Origin of the sequence: Streptomyces sp. NPDC051020, assembly GCF_040683105.1 — a bacterium.
Classification (GTDB): Bacteria; Actinomycetota; Actinomycetes; order Streptomycetales; family Streptomycetaceae; genus Streptomyces.
In genome coordinates this window covers 37,724-56,858 of record NZ_JBFBCG010000036.1, presented here as the reverse complement: position 1 = coordinate 56,858, position 19,135 = coordinate 37,724, and the positions used below count along the sequence as shown (strand labels likewise).

Here is a 19,135-nt window from a genome sequence, read left to right as displayed (position 1 = left end):
GGGCCGGGCCTTAATCGGTGGCACTCGCGTCCGGTGCCGCGTGTACCGTCCCCGCGTATCGCCGGGCGAAGCCCGTGTCGCCGTCAGCGGTGATGGTGATGTCGTACCGCCCGTCGTCCGTGGGCCACGTCACGGTGGCCTGCTCGCGCGGGCCGACCAGCTGGGTGCGCGCCGTACCGCCGAAGTCGTTCGGGGCGAGCGTGAAGCACACGGCGGTCCCGCCGTCATTGCCCAGCCGCAACTCGACCGACGCGTTGTCCGGATCGCTGCTCTCCAGGACCGCCGCCACCCGGGGGACGGCGATGTCGTCCTGGTCGACCCCCGCCACTGTCCCCGCGAAGCGGCAGACGAATCCGTCGGCGCCGTGGACGGTGAAGTCGTAGCGTCCGCCGGTGCGTATGGCGTCCCACACGTAAGCGGCGGTGCTGTGCTGTGCGACGGTGAACGGTGTTCCGGCGAACGGCCGGGCCATGTTCGGGAACACCGTGAAGTGGAAGGCCGCCGTTCCCTCGTTGGCGAGAGTGCAGGTGACCTTACCGGTGGCGCGGTCCACGGCAACGTCGGCCCAGGGGCGGTACGGCAGCGGCCGGTGCGGGCGCGTGCCACCCGGCTCCTGGGTGGGCATGACCTGTGCGCCCGGCGCCGGGAGCTCCACCGCCGGCAGTTCCATCGCCGCATCGGCGTGCTCCGCCAGTTCGCGGGTGTCCGGCAGTACGGGGATCGAGAAGTCGGGCCGGGTGAAGTCGAAGCAGCTCGTGAGGTCACCGCAGACGGCTCTGCGCCACTGCGAGATGTTGGGCTCCCGCACGCCGGTGACACGCTCCAGGAAGCGCAGCACGGAGGTGTGGTCGAAGACCTGGGAGTTGACCCAGCCGCCGCGTGACCACGGCGATATCACCCACAGCGGGACACGGTTGCCCAGCCCGATCGGCTGCCCGTCCACGAACTCCTCAGGGGTCCCCGCGGGCGGGAACGGCGGCACCACGTGGTCGAAGTAGCCGTCGTTCTCGTCGTACATCACGAGGAACACCGTGTGCCGCCACACCTCCGGGTTCGCGAACAGCGACTGAAGAGCGGTGTTCACCCAATCCGCGCCATTGGCGGGGCTGGCGGTCGGATGCTCGCAGAACAGGTAGGGCGAGACCAGCCAGGACACCGTCGGGAGGGTGCCGTCCTTGCAGTGCGCGTCGAACGCCGACAGGTCCCACTTCGTCATCGCGTTGAGGTGACGCGGGTCGTCCTTGTCGAAGGTGTGGAACTGGCCGAAGTACTCAAGGGCGTTGTCCTCGTAGTTGCCGTAGCGCTCGTCCAGACCAGGCGTGTGGTAGACGCGCCAGGTGACGTCGGCGGCCGACAAGCGCTCTGCGTAGGTGGTCCAGTCGCAGACCGGGCTTTCGGGCAGCGGAGTGTTGTCGATCCACGGGCCCGTCGTACCGTCGCGGCCCGGGCCGACCGTGCCGGTCCACAAGTAGAGGCGGTTGGGGCTGGTGGGCCCGGCCAGTGAGCAGAAGTACGCGTCGCACAGCGTGAAGGCGTCAGCCAGCGCGTACTGGTAGGGGATGTCGTCACGGGTGAGGTAGCCCATGCTCTGCTCGCCCTTGGCGGACGTCCAGCGGTTCATCGCGCCGTTGTTGATGGCCTCGTGACCGCTCTCCCAGTCGTGCGGCAGTCCGTCGGCGTTCTGCGCGTTGAACTTCGTGGAGTCCATACGGTAAGGCAGCAGATAGCCGTCGGGCCGGGCCAGGGCGGGCTGGCGAAAGACGCTGTCGCCGTTCGGGAACGTCAGGGCCTGTCGGTCCTCGAAGCCGCGCACGCCGTTCAGTGTGCCGAAGTAGTGATCGAAGCTGCGGTTCTCCTGCATCAGGATCACGACGTGCCGGATGTCGTCCATGGCGTTAGTTCCTTTCCGCTGACGTGAGGAGGGAGGCGAGCAGGGACAGGTCGGCGCGCTCCAGGGAGTCGAGCACGGTCCGGTTGGCCGCGGGCTGGATCGGTACGGTGGAGGGCACGGCCAGCACCGTGCACCCGGCGGCCTCGGCCGCGGCGACCCCCGTGGGCGTGTCCTCGACGACCACGCACGCGTGCGGTTCGACGCCCAGGGCGGCGGCCGCGGCGAGGTAGGGGTCGGGCGCGGGCTTCGTGCGGGCGGTGTCCTCGACTGCGAGGGTCAGAGCGAACCGGTCCTCACCCAGCGCCTTGTGTACCAGGTCGACGACATGGCGCGGCGAAGCGGAGACGATCGCCGCGGGCACGCCTGCCGCGGCCAGTTCGTTCAGCAGGCGCGGTACGCCCGGGCGGGGGACGATCTCGCGGGCGACACGGGCGGCGAAGGCAGCATCCAGCTCGGTGGCGAGCGTGGCGAGGTCGGGGGTCGCCGGGCCGCCGGTGCGGTGCAGGTGGGCGGCGGTGTGTGCGGCCGGGCGGCCCAGCACATGAGGCATGTCCGCGTCGGTCAGTGGCCGCCCGATCCTGTCGGCGACCTGTTCCGCTGTGGAACACCACAGCCGTTCGGTGTCGACGAGCGTGCCGTCCATGTCGAACAGGACGGCAGCGGGAAGACCGGGCGCTGCGATGCGACGGTTCAAGGTGAGTTTCTCCGGTGTGTGGCGAACGGGCAAAGGCGCGGGCTCTGCGCGTCGGCTGCCAGGCGTCAGGTGGGTCGGTCCGAATGGACGGCGTCGTCCGGCTGGGCGCCGACGGGAACCGTCAGCTCCCGTCGCGGCCGCTGTTTCCTTGGCGGTGGCGGTCCACGAGCACGGGGCGGTCCGGCAGTGTCAGCGTCACCGCCGCACCGACCGGGAGCGTGGTCATGGCGTGGGTCGGCACATCGGCCATCACCTCGCCGCCGTCGGCCAGCCGCACGGTCAGCCGCGTCGTCGCGCCCAGGAACGCCGCCCCCACGATGCGGGACGTGCCCTTGGCGTCCGCCGTGACCTCGATGGCCTCCGGCCGTACCAGGACGTCCACTTCACCTGTTCCACCGGCGGCCTCGTCGGCGCCCGGCAGCCTCCCGTGGACGGGCAGCGTGCGGCCGAGCGCGTCCACGGTCTTGTCGTCCGCCCCGGCCCGGGCCGGGATCCGGCTCATCACGCCCACGAACTCGGCGACGAACGCGGTCGCAGGGCGTTCGTACAGTTCCGCCGGAGGTGCGCACTGCTCCAGTCTTCCGGCACGCATCACTGCGACCCGGTCGGCCATGGACAGGGCCTCCTCCTGATCGTGTGTCACGAAGAGGGTGGTGATGCCCAGTTTCTGCTGGAGATGGCGGATCTCCTCGCGGAGCGTCAGGCGTACCTGTGCGTCGAGCGCCGACAGCGGCTCGTCGAGCAGCAGCACGCGTGGCCGCAGTGCCAGAGCCCGGGCCAGGGCGATTCGCTGCTGCTGGCCTCCGGACAGTTGATGCGGGAAGCGGTCGGCGTGCTGCGGCAGGCCGACCAGCTCGAGGAGTTCGGCTGAGCGGCCCCGTCGCGCGGCTTTGCCGACGCCACTCATCCGCAGTCCGAAGGCGACGTTGTCGATGGCGGTCAGGTGCGGAAAGAGGCTGTAGGACTGGAACACCATGCCCACGTCGCGGCGGTGGGCGGGGACGCCCGTGATGTCCTCGCCGTCCACGAGCAACGTGCCCGAGTCGGGCCGCTCGAATCCGGCGAGGCTCCGCAGTGCGGTGGTCTTGCCGCAACCGGACGGGCCGAGCAGTGCCACAAGTTCGCCCGGCTCGACTGTCAGGTCCAGACCGTCCAGCGCCGTCGTGGCGCCGAATGAGCGTTGCAGCCCGCGGAATTCGACGGTGGCACCGGTCCGCGTCCGGCTGATGGTTTCGAGGTCGCTTGTCAGGTCGGTCATGAGGTCTCCTTGGGGCGGCGAGCGCGTCCGGCTGTGGCGACGACCAGCAGCAGCATCCAGGTGACGAGCAGGCCCATCACCGACACGGCCACCGACATCTGGGCCTGCGAGCCGCTGATGGCGAGGATCCACACGGCGAAGGGTTGGTAGCCGAGGATCGCGGCGACGGTGTACTCGCCGAGCACCAGCGCCAGGGTCAGGAACGCCGTGTTGAGCAGCGCCCCGCGCAGGTTGGGCAGTACTACATGCAGGAGGGTGCGCGGCCATGGCGCCCGGCAGGCCCGGGCGGCCTCGACGAGCATGCGCAGGTCGATGGCTGCGAGCCCGGTGTCGAGCGTGCGGTACGCCAGCGGCAGCGCCATCAGCGTGTACGCGAGAACCAGGATGAGGGGGAAGTCCGGATTCTGGAGCGCGACCAGGGCTTGGAACAGCGGCGTACCGGCGGCATGGTCCGATCCCCAGCGCAGCACCGCGCTGAATCCGGCGACCAGGGCGACAGCGGGTACGACCAGCGGCAGCAGGCACACGATCTCGACGAGTGTGCGCAGGCGCGGCGCGGCCAGCCGTACCGTGACCAGAGCGGGCACGAGCAGACCCAGAACGAGCACGATGGTGGCGGTGGCCAGCTTCAGCGTCAGGGCGAGACTGTCGGTGAAGCCGCCGGCGGTGAAGATGCCGGTGTAGGCCTCGAAGCCGATGTGCTGGCCCGGGACGCCGACGCCGGTGCTGAAGGCGACGGAGCATGCGATCGGGACGAGGAAGTACGCACCGGCGAGCAACAACACGGCGGCGCGCCCATATCGGAGCGTGGTCAGGCGAGCCATCGTGCGCTCCTGCGTTGCAGCGGCAGCTGAATGGCCACGATGAGCCCCGCGACCAGCACCATGTCGACACCGAGCGCGAGTGCGACGTTGCCCTGGCCGACCAGGACGTTCCCGGACAGCGCGTCCGCGATCTGCATGGTGACCAGCGGTACCGAGCTGCCGACCATCGCTGCGGCGGTCGCGTAGGCGCTGAACGCGGTGCCGAACAGCAGCACATAGCCGCCGAGCAGCGATGGCATGAGGATCGGCAGCGCGACATGCGTCCAGTACCGGAAGGCGTTCGCGCCGTTGTTGCGGGCGGCTTCCCGCCACTGCCGCCGCAACCCCTCCAGAGCCGGGGTGAGCGTGAGCACCATGAGCGGAATCAGGAAGTAGAGGTAGACCAAGGTCAGACCCCAGAAGCTGTACAGGTTCCAGCCGTGGCTGAGCAGGTGGAATCGGCTCGTCAGAACGCCGGCGTTGCCGAGCGTGGCCACGAATGCGAACGCGAGCGGCACACCGCCGAAGTTCGCCAGTACGCCCGATGCGGCCAGGACCGCCTCGCGCAGGGCGCGGAAGCGCGAGGTCACGACCACATGGGCGATCGGCAGGCCGACAATGGTGGCGATCAGCGCGGAGACGGCGGAGAGCTTGACGCTGCCGATCAACGCGGTCAGGTAGGGGCCGTGCAGCGAGGCGCTCATGTTCGCGCCGGTGAGGCGGGCTCCTCCTGGCGCGGACTGCGGCGTCGTGAAGGCGCCGATCACCATCGTCCCGAGAACCAGGCCGAACACCACGGCGGCGAAGACGAGCAGCGGTGCGGCACCGAGCCAGCCCGCCACGCGCGGGACGCGCGGGACGCGCCGCCGGGGCGGCCCGAGGCCGGCCTTGCTGCCGTAGGAGCGGGTCCGGCTGTCGCCGCCGGCCGTCTGGATGGCGCTCATCCGGCGACTGCCTGGGCCCAGCCCTGGACGACGGCCTGCTTGGCCTTGCTGATCTGGCCCTCCGTCGGGAAAGCCATCGTGCCATTGCCGGGTGTCTGCGGGAGCTTGGCGGCGAGGGCCGCGTCGAGAGTCCCGGACTGCTGCATCGCCGGCATCAGCACCGGGCGGGCGTGGCCCTTGAGCCACAGGTTCTGGCCCTCGGGGCTGTACAGGAACTCCTGCCACAGGCGGGCCGCGGCCGGGTGCGGTGCCCACTTCACGATGGCCTGCGAGTAGTACTCGGCGTACGCGCCGTCGGACGGGACGCTGACCTTCCAGTCGACGCCCTTGGCGCGGAGATCGTCCGCGTACCCGGTGTTGAGGTAGTCCCAGGTGACGCTGATGGGCGTCTCGCCCTTCTGAATGGTCGCAGGGCTCGACTCGACAGGGTTGAAGTTGCCGGCCTTCTTCAGGTCGGCGAAGAAGTCCAGGCCGGGCTTGATGTCGTCGAAGGAACCCTTGCGGGCGAGGGCCGAGGCGTACACGGCGCCGAAGGCCGAGCTGGACTTCGTGGGGTTGCCGGTCAGCGCGACCTGACCCTTGTACTGCGGATCCAGCAGGTCGGCGAAGGTCTTGGGGCACTTCTTGACGCGGTTCGCGTCACAGCCGATCGAGACATAGCCGCCGAAGTCGTTGTACCAGCGGGCCTGGGCGTCCTTCTGTGTCTTCGGGATCTGGTCGAACGCGCTGACCCGGTACGGCGCCAGCACGTTCTGCTCGGCCGCGCTGACGGCGAAGGCGCTGCCCACGTCGATGACGTCCGGAGACCGGTCCTGGCCCTTGCGGGAGGTTGCCGCGGTGATCTCGTCCTGGCTGGAGGCGTCGGGGTTCTCGACCTCGACCTTGATCCCGTACTTCTTCTCGAAGGTGTCGATGATCTCGCCGTAGTTCGCCCAGTCGCGAGGAAGGGCGATGGCGTTCAACTTGCCCTCCTTCTTCGCGGCAGCGATGAGGGCGTCCATGCCGCCGAAGTCCTTTGCCGAAGTGGCGGTCGCGGCCTTGCTGTCGCCGCCGTTGGCTTCGTTTGTGCTGGTCACGCCGCATGCGCTGAGTCCGAGCGCGGCTATGACGAGGGAGCAGGCAAGGCCCGCCGAGCGAAAGCGGTGCAGTCTCACAGGGGTCTCCCGAAAGGGCGAAAGTTGGCTGTACAACTTGGCCCATTACGTCGGGAGGCCGTGTATGGAGGGTGAACGCCGAGGAACGGGCCGATGAGCCTCCCGGGAAGACATCCGCAGACCACGCAGCAAGAGCTCCGGGCCGGTGGGCCAGGCTCGGTGAGCGGATAGGGTCACGTCAGAGCGCCGACGGGCGGCTGAGAGAAGGAGAACGACATGGCGGTCGCGGGGGGCGGCACCACCGGAGCCCGGTATCGACGGTTGGCGGCCGACTTGCGTGAGGCCATAGCCGCCGGCTCCTTCGGGTCGGACGGCCGGCTGCCCAGCGAGGAACAACTCGCCCAGCAGTACGGCGTGTCACGCGGCACCGTCCGTCAGGCGCTGGCGGTGCTGCGCGCCAACGGCCTGGTCACGTCCAGACGGGGCACGCGGCGCGTCGTGCTCGGCACCGCACGCACCCAGAGCTTCTTCGAACTGCTGAGCTTCACCCGCTGGGCACGCGCGCTCGGAGAGGAGCCGGGCGGCCGCACGATCGACATCCAAAGTTGTCCGGCCAACCCGTCGGAGTGCGAGCAACTCGGCCTCGAGCCCGGGGCGCAGGTCTACCGGGTGCTGCGGCTACGGACGCTGTCGCGTGTTCCGATCATGATCGAGCGGACCCTCTACCCCGAGCACATCGGTGCCGTGATCGCCCGCCTTGAGCACGATGCGATGTCACACACCGAGTCGCTGACGGAGGAGGGAGTGGTGTTCGCGGACACGGAACACACCATTGACCTCGTCCACGCCGAGGCCGACGATGCGCGCCTGCTCGGCTGCGCTCCCGACGCGCCACTGATGCGAGAGCGGCGGCGGGCCACGGACCAGGCGGGCAGACCGTTGCTGTGGTCGGACGACCGCTTTGTGCCGGGCACGATTGCCTTCACGGTGCACAATTCAGTGGCGACGACGGCTCTGCTGCGCCGACGCGGCTGACCGATCGCCCCAAAGGCGGTGCGTCGGCCGTGACCGAACAAGCCGGCGGCGGGCCCACTCCGCGAGGTGCCCCGGAAATCCTTGGGGCGGAGCACGACGGCCCCGTCGGAGGGTGGAGGCGGGACTACATGCCCAGCACCGCCTGCATCACGCGCTTCGCGATCGGCGCGCCCAGCCGTCCGCCGGAGATGTCCGAGCGGGAGATGTCCATGTCCGTCGGGTCGATGAAGACCGCGACCGCCACCGACTGCCCATCGGCCTTCTTGCCGTAGGAGACGAACCAGCCGTACGGCACCTCGTCGTTCACATGCACGCCGCGCTGCGCCGTGCCGGTCTTGCCGCCGACCGTGACCCCGTCGATGAGGGCCCGCTGCGCGCTGCCTTCCCTCGCGGTGAACTCCATCATTTCCTGGACCTTCTTCGCCGTCTCCTCGGACACGGCCTGGCTCTTCAGCTTCGGCTCGTGCCTCTCCAGGGTCGCCACGTCGGGGCCGCGCAGCTCTTCGACGAGGTAGGGCTGCATCAGCTTGCCGTCATTGGCGAGAGCGGCGGACACCAATGGCTACGTGCCGCAACGGCCTGTTCATCGTCCCCCGCTCCCCGGACCGCTTCGATCTTCAACAGTGGAAGATGCACATGCCAGGCGAACGGTTGCACCGGGAGCGGGCCCGCGGAAGGGGGCGCGGGCCCGCCCGGCCGGGGTTGTCGATCATTCCCGATCACCGATCCCCGAGAGAGATGGCGCGCCCGTCCTCCCGGAGGTGCGCAGTGGACATCACCCGAGCGGTCCCCCGCCGGCGGTACCGTCCCGGCCCTGCCCTGCCTCCGTCACAGATACTGTGCGTAATCGTCGAGGCTGCGCAGGACCTCCGCTTCCCCCCGCCGGAGGAAGCTGCACGACACCCTGGGGAGCCACTCGTATGACCGGACCGGCCCCCCGGAACGGCCCGCCCGGCAGGCGCGGCCTTCTCGTCGGGACCGCCGCCACCGCCCTAACGTTGTCCACCGTGAGCTTCGCGAACGCCGCACCCGGCAAGGAGGGCGGCACGGACCGGGCCGACCTGACGAGGACCGTGCGCGGCACCCTGCCGGCCGGGTCGCCCGACGTCGTCTATCTGCCGGTCGACGTGCCCCGCGGCGTACGGGAGATCGCCGTCTCGTACACGTACGTGAAGACGCCCGTCCCGGCCGGCACCCAGGGCAACGCCCTCGACATCGGGATCTTCGACGAGCGCGGCACGGACCTGGGCGGGCGCGGGTTCCGGGGCTGGTCCGGCGGGGCGCGTGCCGGCTTCTTCATCCGGGCGGACGAGGCGACACCCGGCTATGTCGCGGGTCCGGTACGGGCCGGGACCTGGCACATCGCGCTGGGCCCGTACACCGTCGCGCCCGAGGGTCTCCCGTACGAGGTGACGATCACCCTCCGTTTCGGCGAGGCCGGCACGACTCCGACGCCCGTGTACCCGCCCGAGCGTGCCAAAGGACGCGGCCGCGCCTGGTACCGCGGAGACTGCCATCTGCACTCCGTCCACTCGGACGGCAAGCGCACCCCCGCCGAGATCGCCACCGCCGCGCGCGCCGCCGGGCTCGACTTCATCAACAGCAGCGAGCACAACACCCACACCGCGCACAGCGCCTGGCAGGGGCTGTGGGGCGACGATCTGCTCATCCTGACGGGCGAGGAGATCACCACGCGCAACGGTCATGTGATCGCGCTCTCCACCGACCCCGGCACCTTTGTCGACTGGCGCTACCGGGCCCGCGACAACCGCTTCGGACACTACGCGAAGGCCGTCCGCCGGGCGGGCGGCCTGGTCGTCCCCGCCCATCCGCACGCCACCTGCATCGGCTGCCACTGGAAGTTCGGCTTCGGCGAGGCGGACGCGGTGGAAGTGTGGAACGGGCCGTACACCCCGGAGGACGAGATCGCGCTCGCCGAGTGGGACAACTCCCTCGTCGCGGCCGTCCGCGCGTCGAAGCCGTGGATCCCGGCGATGGGAAACAGCGACGCACACCGCGAGCCGGACACGGTGGGGCTGCCGCAGTCCGTCGTCCTCGCCGAGGAGCTCTCGCGCGACGCGATCCTCGCGGGCATCCGGGCCGGGCACTCGTACATCGCCGAGTCGTCCACGGTCACCCTCTCCTTCGGCGTATCGGGCGGGCGCGGCGGGCACGCGGGGATCGGGGAGCGGCTGCGGACCGACGCGGACAGTCCGGTCACCGTACGGCTGGAGGTCGCCGGGGTGCCCGGCTGCACCGCCCACTTCGTCACGGACCAGGGCACGCTGTTCACCTCCACCCTGCCGGAGTCGGGCTCGGGCACGGTGGAGTGGTGTACGACCCCGGTGTACACCGCCTATGTCCGCGCCGAGGTCCGCCACCCGGCCACGGTGCCGGGGCTGCCGGGGGCACTGGCGGCGCTCACCAATCCGGTGTTTCTCGACATCTCCTGACGGGGTGCCGGGGCCCGGCTCAGACAGGCGGGTGAACGCGCTGGGTGAGACCGACTGGCAATGGGGGGCGGGTGAAGGTGCGTGCCCCAACCCCGTGACGCTGCCCTTTAATTGCCGCTCGGTCTTATTGACGCAAGGGAACGAATCCCCGGTCCGGCTCCTCTGTGGGGTGACGCATCCCGTCACCCATCCTTCCCAGAGGAGCCGTCATGCGCCCGACCCGCCCCGTCACCACCCCCACCGCGCTCGCCGCCGCCATCGCCACCGTCCTGACCACGGACGCCCTGCTGCACCTCTTCTGGTCCACCGGCTCCACCTGGCCCGCACACGACGTCACGACGCTCTCGTACGCGGTACTGGGCGCCGACGTGCCGTTCACCCCGCCGGTCCTGCTCCCCCTGGCCACCGTGCTGCTGACCGGATCCGCACTGATCGTGGCCCGCGCCCGGCTCGGCCGCCACCACCGCCTCGGCCGACTTCTGCAGGCGGCGACACTGGCCGTCGGCTGCGGTACGGCGGTCCGCGGACTGGCGGGCGTCGCCTGGGCGTTCGGCGTACGGGCGGGTCTCGACGACGGGGCGGGAGACACGTTCTACTGGCTCAACGTGGCCCTGTACACACCCCTGTGCCTGGCCATGTCCCTGGCCGCGTTCCGCCTGGCGGCGACGAATGACCTCACGGAGAACGAGACCGCGACGGAGGAAGCCCCCGCCCGTGTCCGATGACCACGACCGCGCGGTGCTGTTGGTACGCGCCGCCCAGCGCGGCGACACGATCGCCATGAACGAACTCCTCGACCTCCTCACCCCGTACGCGGGCCGCATCTGCACGCCCATCGCGCTCGCCGACGGACCGGACGCCGTGCAGGAGACCCTGGTCGCCGTCTTCCGCGGTCTGCGGACGCTGAAGGAACCGGCCGCGCTGTACGGCTGGGTGCGTGCGATCGCCTGCCGCGAAGCGGTCCGTGTCGCCCGCCGCACCGCCCGCGCCGTCCCCGCCGACCTCACCTCGCTGCCCGGCCGCGGCGACCCGCAGCTGGCCGCCGACATCGACGACACCCTCGCCCGGCTCTCCCCCGAACACCGCGCGGTCCTGGTCCTGCGCGACATCGAGGGCTTCGACGAACAGTCCGCCGCGGCACTGCTCGGCCTGCGCGTGGGCACCGTGAAGTCACGGCTGCACCGGGCCCGGGACTCCTTCAGAAAGGCTTGGTCGTCATGACCGACAACCGCCCCGCCCCGGGCTCCGCCCCCTGGCCCACCACAACCGGCCTCGATCCGGTCCGCCGCCTGCACGCCCTCGCGGCGGGCGTCCGCGGTGCCCGTGTCACCACCCGCGAGATCGCCGCCCCGTACGACACCATCGCCCCGCTCCTCGCGGACCTGGACGGCGAACTGGCCCGCCTGGTCCCGGACATGCGCGGCCTGCGCCTGACCCGTGCGGACGGCGATCGCATCGAGGCCGTGGCCGTGGGCCGCCTCGGCCTGCGGGCCCGCTTCGACGGCATCCGCCGCCCCGGCTGGGTATGGCTGCAGAGCCGCTTCCTTCTGATCGGTATGGCGGCCGCTCCGTCCGCCACCGCTCCGGAACACACCCTGGTGGCGTTCACCGGCGGCGTACGCGTCCCGGGCCGCGCCGCTCTGCTCCCCGTGGCCGTGGGGCGGGCGGGGCGACGGGTGCTGGGGCGGCTGGAGGAGCGGGTGGCGAGGTGACCGCTCAGTCCTCGACGACGAGCGACGGGGTCTCCCTCGTCAGCACCTCGCCACGGAAGAACGAGGGGCTCCTGCGCTGCATCGCCACCATCAGCACCACGCCGAGCAGCAGCAGCCCCACACCGATCACGAACACCGAACCAACCCCGAAGACCGACGAGCCGGAGCCGTACGCCGGGTTCCACATGTCGTAGAGGGTCTTGCCGAAGACGGCGGTGAGCAGGATGCCGCCGAGGACCGGGAAGAGGCCCTTGAAGACCAGGTCGCGGGCGGAGCGGGTGAGTTCGGCGCGGAAGTACCAGGCGCAGGCGAACGCCGTCAGCGCGTAGTAGAAGCAGATCATGAGGCCGAGCGCGTAGATCGTGTCGACCAGGACGTGCTCGCTGACCAGGGTCATGACCGTGTAGAAGACACCGGTCGCGACGCCCGCCGTGACGGTTGCCTTCCCGGGCGTCTTGAAGCGCGGGTGGACCCGGGCGTACGAGGCGGGCAGGGCCTCGTACGTGGACATGGCCAGCACCGTGCGTGCCACGGGGATGAACGTGGTCTGGAGGCTCGCCGCGGCCGAGGCGAGGACGGCGACGAACAGCAGGATGCCGAGGCCAGGACCCATGATCGGGCCGGCCAGTGCGGCGAAGACGTTGTCGGAGGTGTCCGGGTTGGCCAGGCCGAGACCGGTGGTGCCGGAGCCGACGGCCATCTGGGCGGCGACGCCGGTCGCCAGGTAGGAGCCGACCAGGACGACCATCGCGATGAGTGCGGCGCGGCCGGGGGTCTTCTCGCTGCCGGTCGTCTCCTCGTTGGCGGTCAGGCAGGTGTCCCAGCCCCAGAACATGAAGATCGACAGCGACAGGCCGGCGGTGAAGGCGGCGAAGGACTGCACCGCGAACGGGTTCAGCCACGACCACGAGAAGTGGACCGACGACGCGAAGTCGCCGCTCGTCCCCTTCTGCACCGCCATCGCCACGAACAGGGCGAGGACCACGAGTTGGAGCCCCACCAGTGCGTACTGGATGCCCTTCGTGGCTGTCATCCCCCGGTAGCTGATCGCTGTGGCGACCGCGATCAGGATGAGGCAGGTGAGGATGTGGACGGGCTTGTTGTCGTCCAGGGCGGCGATCGAGTCACTGCCGGTGATCTCGCCCGCGAGCAGCCAGAAGTACGAGGTCGCCACGCCTGCCAGGTTCGACAGGACGATGATCGTGGCAATGACCAGGCCCCAGCCGCACATCCAGCCGACGCGCGGGCCGAATGCCTTCACCGTCCAGGTGAAGGAGGTGCCGCAGTCCGGCATGACCTTGTTGAGTTCGCGGTAGGCGAAGGCGACCAGCAGCATCGGCAGGAAGCCGGCCAGGAAGACCGCGGGCATCTGGACGCCGACCTCGCCCGCGGTGGAGCCGAGGGTGGACGTGAGGCAGTAGACGGGGGCGACGGTCGAGATGCCGATGACCGCGCTGCCCATCAGACCGACGGAGTTGCCGCCCAGGCCCTTGCTGCGAACACCGCCGTCGGCCGAGGAGGCGCCCCGGCCCGTGTCTCCGGCCTGCGGCCGCACGTCCAACTGAGTCATAAAGAGGACGGTATGCGCTGCGATATCCACATCCGGAGTGTGAGACTCCGGCGTCTCACCCTTGGATTGGTTGGCCAATTGCCACCGAACGGAGGTGAATTGAATGTGAACATCGCAGATCACCACTCAATTGACGGCCCCCGCCCGGTTGAGGCATCGTACGAGAACCGCAGCACTGTCCGCTTTATGGCGATTCGAAATTTTCCCGCGATTGTCCGATATCCGAACGGCCGCCCCGCCCTGACGCTCAGCCCGGCCAGACGATCGCCTGGAGTTCGCTGTACGCATGCAGCGCGTACGAACCCACGTCACGCCCCACCCCGCTCCTCTTGAACCCGCCGAACGGGGCCTCCATGTTCCGGCCGATCGTGTTCACCCCGACCCCGCCCGCGCGCAGCCGCCGCGCCACCCGGAAGGCCCGCGCCACATCCCCGGACCAGACGTAGTCGATCAGTCCGTAGTCGCTGTCGTTGGCGAGTGCGACGCCTTCCTCCTCGTCGTCGAAGGGGACCACCACGACGACCGGGCCGAAGATCTCCTCCCGGACGACCCGCATGTCGTTGGTGCAGTCGGCGAGGAGCGTCGGTGCGACATAGAAGCCGCGGTCGCGTCCTGCCGGCCGCTCGCCGCCCGTGACGACCCGGGCGCCCTCCTTCCGGCCCAGTTCGACGTACCACTCGATGCGGTCGCGGTGGGCCGCGGAGATGACCGGTCCGACGACCGTCCCCTTCGCCGCCGGGTCGCCGACCGGCAGATGGCCCGCGTACGCGGTGAGCCTCTCGATCAGCGCGTCGTGGACGCCCCGCTGGACGAGGACGCGCGTCGGAGCCGTGCAGATCTGGCCGCTGTAGAAGGAGAACGTCGTACCGATGCCCGCCACCGCCGCGTCCAGGTCGGCGTCGTCGAGGACCACCGCGGCGCCCTTGCCGCCCAGCTCCATCAACTGCCGCTTCATCCCGCGCCCGCACACCTCGGCAATGCGCTGCCCGACGACCGTGGAGCCGGTGAAGCTGACCATGTCGACGTCCGGGGAGTCGACGGCCGCCTCCCCCGCCGCGGGGCCCGAACCGGTGACGACGTTGACGACGCCCGCCGGCACGCCCGCCTCCGCGAGCGCCTCGGCCATCCGGTAGACGGAGAGCGGGTCCTGCGGTGCGGGCTTCACGACGACCGTGTTGCCCATGGCGAGCGCGGGGGCGACTTTGCCGGCCGGGTTGGCCCACGGGTTGTTGTACGAGGTGATGCAGGTGACGACGCCGACCGGCTGGCGTACGGCGAGTGCGCCGAAGACACCTGCCCTGCCCATCGGTCCGGCCTCGTTGATCTGCGGGGGGATCGCCTCCTCGACCGGCTCCAGGGCGCCCCTCGCGTACCGCCGGAAGCGGGCCGCGCCGACCGCGACCTGCATGGACCGGGCCGTTCCCGTCGTCGCGCCGCTCTCCGCCCGGGCGAGTGCGGCGTGGGCGGCGACGTCACGCTGGATCAGATCGGCGGCGCGGTCGAGGATCGCCGCGCGCTCCTCGGGGCGGGTGCGGGACCAGGCCGGGAAGGCTTCGCGGGCCGCGACGGCCGCCGCGTACACCTGTGCGCGGCTCGCTTCGGGCGCGAGACCGACGATGTCCTCCGTGGCCGGGTTGATCACCTCGTAGTGACCGTCGTCGGGTTCGGTCCACTCGCCGCCGATGAAGAGGCGCTGGGGTGTGGTCACTGGGTGCTCACCGTCCGGGTGTCGCGGCCGGAGCGGAGCACGGTGCCGGGGACCGCACCGGTCACCTTGTCGTCGCGCAGCGTCTCCACGCCGTTGACGCGGACCGACACGATGCCGATGGCCTTGGAGTCGAGGCGCGGGCTGTCGCCGGGCAGATCGTGTACGAGGGTGGCGGGCCCGGCGTCGATGCGCTCGGGGTCGAAGAGGACGAGGTCGGCGTGGAAACCCTCCTGGATCCGGCCGCGGTCGCGCAGCCCGAAGAGCCGGGCGGGGTCGTCGGTGAGCATTTTGACGGCGGCGGGCAGGGAGACGAGTTTCCGGCCGCGCAGGCAGTCCCCGAGGAAACGGGTGGTGTACGGGGCTCCGCACATCCGGTCCAGATGGGCGCCCGCGTCGGAGCCGCCGAGCATGACGTCCTCGTGTTCCCAGGTCCGCTGCCGCAGCGCCCAGGAGCCCGGATCGTTGTCGGTGGGCATGGGCCACAGCACCGTACGGAGCTCGTCGGCGGCGCAGATCTCGACGAGGCAGTGGAAGGGGTCCTGGCCGCGCTCGGCGGCGATGTCGCGGACGACGCGCCCGCTGAGCCCCTCGTTCGCCGCGCTGTACGTGTCGCCGATGACGTACCGGCCGAAGTCGGCGAGGCGGCGGAAGACTCCTGCCTCCTTGCTGTCCGCGCGGCGGAGCATCTCGGCGCGGGTGCCGGCGTCACGGAGCCGTTCGATCCGTTCGGGGACGGGGAGGGAGAGGATCTCGCCCCAGCCCGGGATGAGGTTGAGGGCGCAGAAGGTGCCGAGCGACATGTTCATGGGGGTGAGGATCGGCATGGTGAGGGCGACGATCCGGCCGCCCGCGCGGCGGGCCCGTTCGCTGGGAACGAGCTGGCGCGGCACCCGTTCGGGGACGGCGGCGTCGATGGTGAGGACGTTCCAGTTCAGAGGGCGTCCGGCGGTCGCGGTCATGTCGACGAGGAGGTCGATCTCGTCGTCGGAGAACTGGTCGAGGCAGCCCGCGACAATCGCTTCGAGCTGAGTGCCTTCGTGTTCGCCGACGGCGCGGGAGAGCGCGAGGAGTTCCTCGGGGAGGGCGTGCCGGGAGGCGACGGGCCTGCCGTCGCCGTCGGAATGGGTGGCGGACTGGGTGGTGGAAAGCCCCCACGCCCCGGCGTCCATGGCGTCGTGGAAGAGGCGCAGCATCGCGTCGAGCTGGGCGCCAGTGGGCTGCCCGCCGACCGCGTCGGCGCCCATGACGTGCCGCCGCAGGGCGCAGTGACCCACCATGAACCCGGCGTTGACCGCGATGCGTCCTTCGAGGGCGTCGAGGTACTCACGGAAGCTGGACCAGGACCAGTCGACGCCGTCCTCCAGCGCCTTGAGTGCCATGCCCTCGACCTTGGACATCATGCGGCGCGTGTAGTCGGCGTCCTCGGGCCGGTCGGGGTGGAGCGGGGCGAGGGTGAAGCCGCAGTTGCCGCCGGCGACGGTGGTGACGCCGTGGTTCATGGACGGGGTGGCGTACGGGTCCCAGAAGAGCTGGGCGTCGTAGTGGGTGTGGGGGTCGACGAAGCCGGGCGCGAGCACGAGTCCGGTGGCGTCCTCCGAGGTCACAGCCTCCTCGGTGAGGGTGCCGGGCTCGGCGATGACGGCGATGCGGCCGTCGCGGATGCCGAGGTCGGCGGTGTACGGGGGAGCGCCGGTGCCGTCCACGACGGTCGCTCCGCGGATGAGGTGGTCGAGCATGACGGGTTCCCTTCTGCGGTGGGTGTGCAGCCGGGGTGCGTACGACCGCGGTACGCACCCCGGCTCGCCGAGCGACGGTCCGGGAAGACGCCGCTCGTGTGGGGACGGGGGTGATCCTGTGGGGCTGCCCCCCACCCGCCCCTTGCCGCAGCCGGGGGAGGAGGCCCGGCTCCGGCAAGGGACGGGTGGGCGAACGGGCCCGCGCCGGGCGCCCCCGGCTACGCCGCCTCGCGGAACCGCGTCGTGCGGTGCACCGGATCCGTATCGATCTTCGGAATGACGTGCTCACCGATCAGTCGGATCGAGTTCATCGTGTCCTCGGGACTGATTCCGATCGGCAGTCCGAAGCTCAGCTGATCCGCCCCCGCCTGCTCCCACCGCCTGCACTGCCGCAGCACCTCGTCCGGATCCCCGCAGATCATCAGCTCCTCGGCGATCAGCAGCTCAATGATCTCCTCGCTGTACTCGGGCAGCAGCTCCGGCCACTCCGGAATGCCCTCGGGCCGCGGGAACGTGTCGTGGTAGCGGAACAGCAGCGACTGAAGGTAGTTCAGCCCGCCGCCGACCGCGATCTCGACCGCCTTGGCGTGCGTCTCGGCACAGATGGCCGTGGACGTCACCATGACGTTGTCGTTGACGAAGCCACCGACCGGCTCCGCGTCCTTGACGGCCGTCTTGTACGACTCGACGACCCACTCCATGTCGGAGACCTTCTGCACGCTGAAGCCCAGCACGCCGAGGCCCTTCCGGCCAGCCATGGCATACGAGGACGGCGACCCCGCCGCGTACCACATCGCCGGGTGGGACGTGCCGTACGGCTTCGGCAGGATCTTGCGGGGCGGCAGCGACCAGTGCTTGCCCTGGAAGCCGACGTACTCGTCCTGGAGCCACATCTTGGGGAACTCGGCGATGGTCTCTTCCCAGAGTTCCTTGGTGTGGTTCATGTCGGTGATGCCCGGCATGAACCCGAGGATCTCGTGGCTGCCGGCCCCGCGCCCCGAGCCGAACTCGAAGCGGCCTTCCGACAGATGGTCGAGCATGGCGACCTTCTCGGCCACCTTCACGGGGTGGTTGACGGGGGCGAGGGGGTTGAAGATGCCGGATCCGAGGTGGATCCGTTCCGTGGCGTGCGCGAGGTACCCCAGGTACACGTCGTTGGCCGAGAGATGCGAGTACTCCTCCAGGAAGTGGTGCTCGGAGGCCCAGGCGTACTTGAAACCGGACCTGTCCGCCTGGATGACGTACTCGGTCTCCTCGATCAGCGCCTTGTGCTCTGCCTCGGGGTCGACCTCGGCGCGCGCGGCGGGCACGTACCCCTGTACAAACAGCCCGAATTCCAAGGGGGTTCACCGTCCTCAATCATTTCTGACACATCGTCAGATTGTGATGCGACCGACTGTTCCACCGGCCACCCAGCCCGTCAATACCTGACGCATCGTCAGCACGTGCGCTCAGAACAGACTGACCCCGGCCATCCAGCCGCCGTCGATGACGAACGGCTGCCCGGTGATGTACGAGGAGTCCTCCGAGGTCAGGAAGAGCGCCAGGGCCGCAACCTCCTCCGGCTGCCCGATCCGCCCCAGCGGCACGAGCTTCCTGTAGAGCTCCGCCACCGCCGCCCGGGACTCCTCCGGGTCCGCGGCCGGATCGAGTGCGGCCGGGTTCGTCATCGCCGTGTCCACGGCCCCCGGGCACACCGCGTTGACCCGTATCCCCTTGCCCGCGAGCTCCACCGCCGCGACCCTGGTCAGCCCGAGCACGGCATGCTTGGTCGCGGCGTACGCGCCGACGAAGGCCATGCCGGTGAGCCCGGTGTATGAGGCGGTGTTGACGATCGTCCCGCCGCCCGCGGCCTCGATCTCCGGCGCGACGTTCTTGATCCCCAGGAAGGCGCCCACCTGATTGACCTGCACCACCTGCTGGAACTCCTCCAGAGGGGTGGTCACCAGCTCGTTGAACCGGAGAATCCCCGCGTTGTTGACCAGCCCGTCGATCTTCCCGAAGGCGCCCTTCGCGGCGGCGACCGCGCCCTGCCACTCTTCCTCCCGGCTCACATCGAGATGCACGAACCGGGCGACCCCCTCCCCCAGCTCCTTCGCCAGCGCCTCCCCGAGGTCGTCGAGCACATCGGCGATCACCACCCGGGCGCCCTCCGCGACGAAGAGCCGCGCCTCCTGCTCGCCCTGCCCGCGCGCGGCGCCGCTGATGAGGACGACACGCCCTTCCAGCTTGCCCAT

16 protein-coding genes and 1 pseudogene are annotated in these 19,135 nt (G+C 70.2%); 5 read left to right on the top strand and 12 right to left on the bottom strand.

Annotated features, from left to right (window positions below; translation table 11 throughout):
- Positions 1 to 10: 10 nt before the first annotated feature.
- From AB0N06_RS20845 to AB0N06_RS20820, 6 genes are all read right to left on the bottom strand, one after another.
- Positions 11 to 1,891: a phosphocholine-specific phospholipase C gene (locus AB0N06_RS20845; protein ID WP_366136161.1), complete on the bottom strand. Its 1,881-nt coding sequence runs from the start codon at positions 1,889 to 1,891 to the stop codon at positions 11 to 13.
- A 4-nt stretch (positions 1,892 to 1,895) separates the two neighbouring features.
- The gene (locus AB0N06_RS20840; protein ID WP_366136160.1) at positions 1,896 to 2,585 is read right to left on the bottom strand and encodes an HAD family phosphatase; all 690 of its coding nucleotides are present in this window, start codon (positions 2,583 to 2,585) and stop codon (positions 1,896 to 1,898) included.
- 121 nt (positions 2,586 to 2,706) lie between these two features.
- A complete protein-coding gene (locus AB0N06_RS20835; RefSeq protein WP_366136159.1) occupies positions 2,707 to 3,843 on the bottom strand; it encodes an ABC transporter ATP-binding protein in 1,137 nt (378 codons plus the stop codon).
- The gene (locus AB0N06_RS20830) at positions 3,840 to 4,667 is read right to left on the bottom strand and encodes an ABC transporter permease subunit (protein ID WP_366136158.1); all 828 of its coding nucleotides are present in this window, start codon (positions 4,665 to 4,667) and stop codon (positions 3,840 to 3,842) included. The genes AB0N06_RS20835 and AB0N06_RS20830 overlap by 4 nt, the downstream gene beginning before the upstream one ends.
- Positions 4,655 to 5,590, bottom strand: coding sequence for an ABC transporter permease subunit (locus AB0N06_RS20825; protein ID WP_366136157.1), 936 nt, complete (start codon positions 5,588 to 5,590; stop codon positions 4,655 to 4,657). The genes AB0N06_RS20830 and AB0N06_RS20825 overlap by 13 nt, the downstream gene beginning before the upstream one ends.
- Positions 5,587 to 6,738: an extracellular solute-binding protein gene (locus AB0N06_RS20820; RefSeq protein ID WP_366136179.1), complete on the bottom strand. Its 1,152-nt coding sequence runs from the start codon at positions 6,736 to 6,738 to the stop codon at positions 5,587 to 5,589. Before AB0N06_RS20820 ends, AB0N06_RS20825 begins: the two co-directional genes overlap by 4 nt.
- Positions 6,739 to 6,960: 222 nt before the next feature.
- Here AB0N06_RS20820 and AB0N06_RS20815 point away from each other — a divergent pair, with 222 nt between their 5' ends.
- The gene (locus tag AB0N06_RS20815; protein ID WP_366136156.1) at positions 6,961 to 7,719 is read left to right on the top strand and encodes a GntR family transcriptional regulator; all 759 of its coding nucleotides are present in this window, start codon (positions 6,961 to 6,963) and stop codon (positions 7,717 to 7,719) included.
- 124 nt (positions 7,720 to 7,843) lie between these two features.
- On the opposite strand, the pseudogene AB0N06_RS20810 reads toward AB0N06_RS20815, so the two are convergent.
- Positions 7,844 to 8,278: pseudogene (locus AB0N06_RS20810) on the bottom strand (penicillin-binding transpeptidase domain-containing protein); the annotation flags it as partial.
- Positions 8,279 to 8,639: 361 nt separating this feature from the next.
- Between AB0N06_RS20810 and AB0N06_RS20805 the strand changes: the two are divergent.
- The 4 genes from AB0N06_RS20805 to AB0N06_RS20790 all read left to right on the top strand — a co-directional run bounded on the left by AB0N06_RS20805 (position 8,640) and on the right by AB0N06_RS20790 (position 11,884).
- The gene (locus tag AB0N06_RS20805; protein WP_366136155.1) at positions 8,640 to 10,172 is read left to right on the top strand and encodes a CehA/McbA family metallohydrolase; all 1,533 of its coding nucleotides are present in this window, start codon (positions 8,640 to 8,642) and stop codon (positions 10,170 to 10,172) included.
- A 209-nt stretch (positions 10,173 to 10,381) separates the two neighbouring features.
- On the top strand, positions 10,382 to 10,897 hold the full coding sequence (locus tag AB0N06_RS20800) for a DUF3995 domain-containing protein (protein ID WP_366136154.1): 516 nt from the start codon (positions 10,382 to 10,384) through the stop codon (positions 10,895 to 10,897).
- Positions 10,887 to 11,393, top strand: coding sequence for an RNA polymerase sigma factor (locus tag AB0N06_RS20795; RefSeq protein WP_359113778.1), 507 nt, complete (start codon positions 10,887 to 10,889; stop codon positions 11,391 to 11,393). Before AB0N06_RS20800 ends, AB0N06_RS20795 begins: the two co-directional genes overlap by 11 nt.
- Positions 11,390 to 11,884 (top strand): hypothetical protein, encoded by a 495-nt coding sequence (locus tag AB0N06_RS20790; RefSeq protein ID WP_366136153.1) that lies wholly within the window; start codon positions 11,390 to 11,392, stop codon positions 11,882 to 11,884. The genes AB0N06_RS20795 and AB0N06_RS20790 overlap by 4 nt, the downstream gene beginning before the upstream one ends.
- A 4-nt stretch (positions 11,885 to 11,888) precedes the next feature.
- Here AB0N06_RS20790 and AB0N06_RS20785 read toward each other — a convergent pair whose 3' ends face one another.
- From AB0N06_RS20785 to AB0N06_RS20765, 5 genes are all read right to left on the bottom strand, one after another.
- Entirely contained in the window at positions 11,889 to 13,454 is a 1,566-nt protein-coding gene (locus AB0N06_RS20785) for an APC family permease (protein WP_366136152.1), read from the bottom strand.
- A 247-nt stretch (positions 13,455 to 13,701) separates the two neighbouring features.
- Positions 13,702 to 15,162 carry an aldehyde dehydrogenase family protein gene (locus AB0N06_RS20780; protein ID WP_366136151.1) on the bottom strand — a complete coding sequence of 487 codons (1,461 nt, stop codon included), beginning with the start codon at positions 15,160 to 15,162 and terminating at the stop codon, positions 13,702 to 13,704.
- A complete protein-coding gene (locus AB0N06_RS20775) occupies positions 15,159 to 16,898 on the bottom strand; it encodes a D-aminoacylase (RefSeq protein ID WP_366136150.1) in 1,740 nt (579 codons plus the stop codon). The genes AB0N06_RS20780 and AB0N06_RS20775 overlap by 4 nt, the downstream gene beginning before the upstream one ends.
- A gap of 218 nt (positions 16,899 to 17,116) precedes the next feature.
- Complete coding sequence (locus AB0N06_RS20770) at positions 17,117 to 18,238, bottom strand: LLM class flavin-dependent oxidoreductase (RefSeq protein ID WP_366136148.1); 1,122 nt, start codon at positions 18,236 to 18,238, stop codon at positions 17,117 to 17,119.
- 111 nt (positions 18,239 to 18,349) lie between these two features.
- Complete coding sequence (locus tag AB0N06_RS20765; RefSeq protein ID WP_366136147.1) at positions 18,350 to 19,135, bottom strand: glucose 1-dehydrogenase; 786 nt, start codon at positions 19,133 to 19,135, stop codon at positions 18,350 to 18,352.

What these genes read in the sequence shown, in the direction of transcription:
- AB0N06_RS20845 (WP_366136161.1), bottom strand. Translation starts at nt 1,891, where the DNA reads ATGGACGACATCCGGCACGTCGTGATCCTGATGCAGGAGAACCGCAGC.
- AB0N06_RS20835 (WP_366136159.1), bottom strand. Translation starts at nt 3,843, where the DNA reads ATGACCGACCTGACAAGCGACCTCGAAACCATCAGCCGGACGCGGACC.
- AB0N06_RS20830 (WP_366136158.1), bottom strand. Translation starts at nt 4,667, where the DNA reads ATGGCTCGCCTGACCACGCTCCGATATGGGCGCGCCGCCGTGTTGTTG.
- AB0N06_RS20825 (WP_366136157.1), bottom strand. Translation starts at nt 5,590, where the DNA reads ATGAGCGCCATCCAGACGGCCGGCGGCGACAGCCGGACCCGCTCCTAC.
- AB0N06_RS20815 (WP_366136156.1), top strand. Translation starts at nt 6,961, where the DNA reads ATGGCGGTCGCGGGGGGCGGCACCACCGGAGCCCGGTATCGACGGTTG.
- AB0N06_RS20805 (WP_366136155.1), top strand. Translation starts at nt 8,640, where the DNA reads ATGACCGGACCGGCCCCCCGGAACGGCCCGCCCGGCAGGCGCGGCCTT.
- AB0N06_RS20800 (WP_366136154.1), top strand. Translation starts at nt 10,382, where the DNA reads ATGCGCCCGACCCGCCCCGTCACCACCCCCACCGCGCTCGCCGCCGCC.
- AB0N06_RS20790 (WP_366136153.1), top strand. Translation starts at nt 11,390, where the DNA reads ATGACCGACAACCGCCCCGCCCCGGGCTCCGCCCCCTGGCCCACCACA.
- AB0N06_RS20785 (WP_366136152.1), bottom strand. Translation starts at nt 13,454, where the DNA reads ATGACTCAGTTGGACGTGCGGCCGCAGGCCGGAGACACGGGCCGGGGC.
- AB0N06_RS20775 (WP_366136150.1), bottom strand. Translation starts at nt 16,898, where the DNA reads ATGCTCGACCACCTCATCCGCGGAGCGACCGTCGTGGACGGCACCGGC.
- AB0N06_RS20765 (WP_366136147.1), bottom strand. Translation starts at nt 19,135, where the DNA reads ATGGGCAAGCTGGAAGGGCGTGTCGTCCTCATCAGCGGCGCCGCGCGC.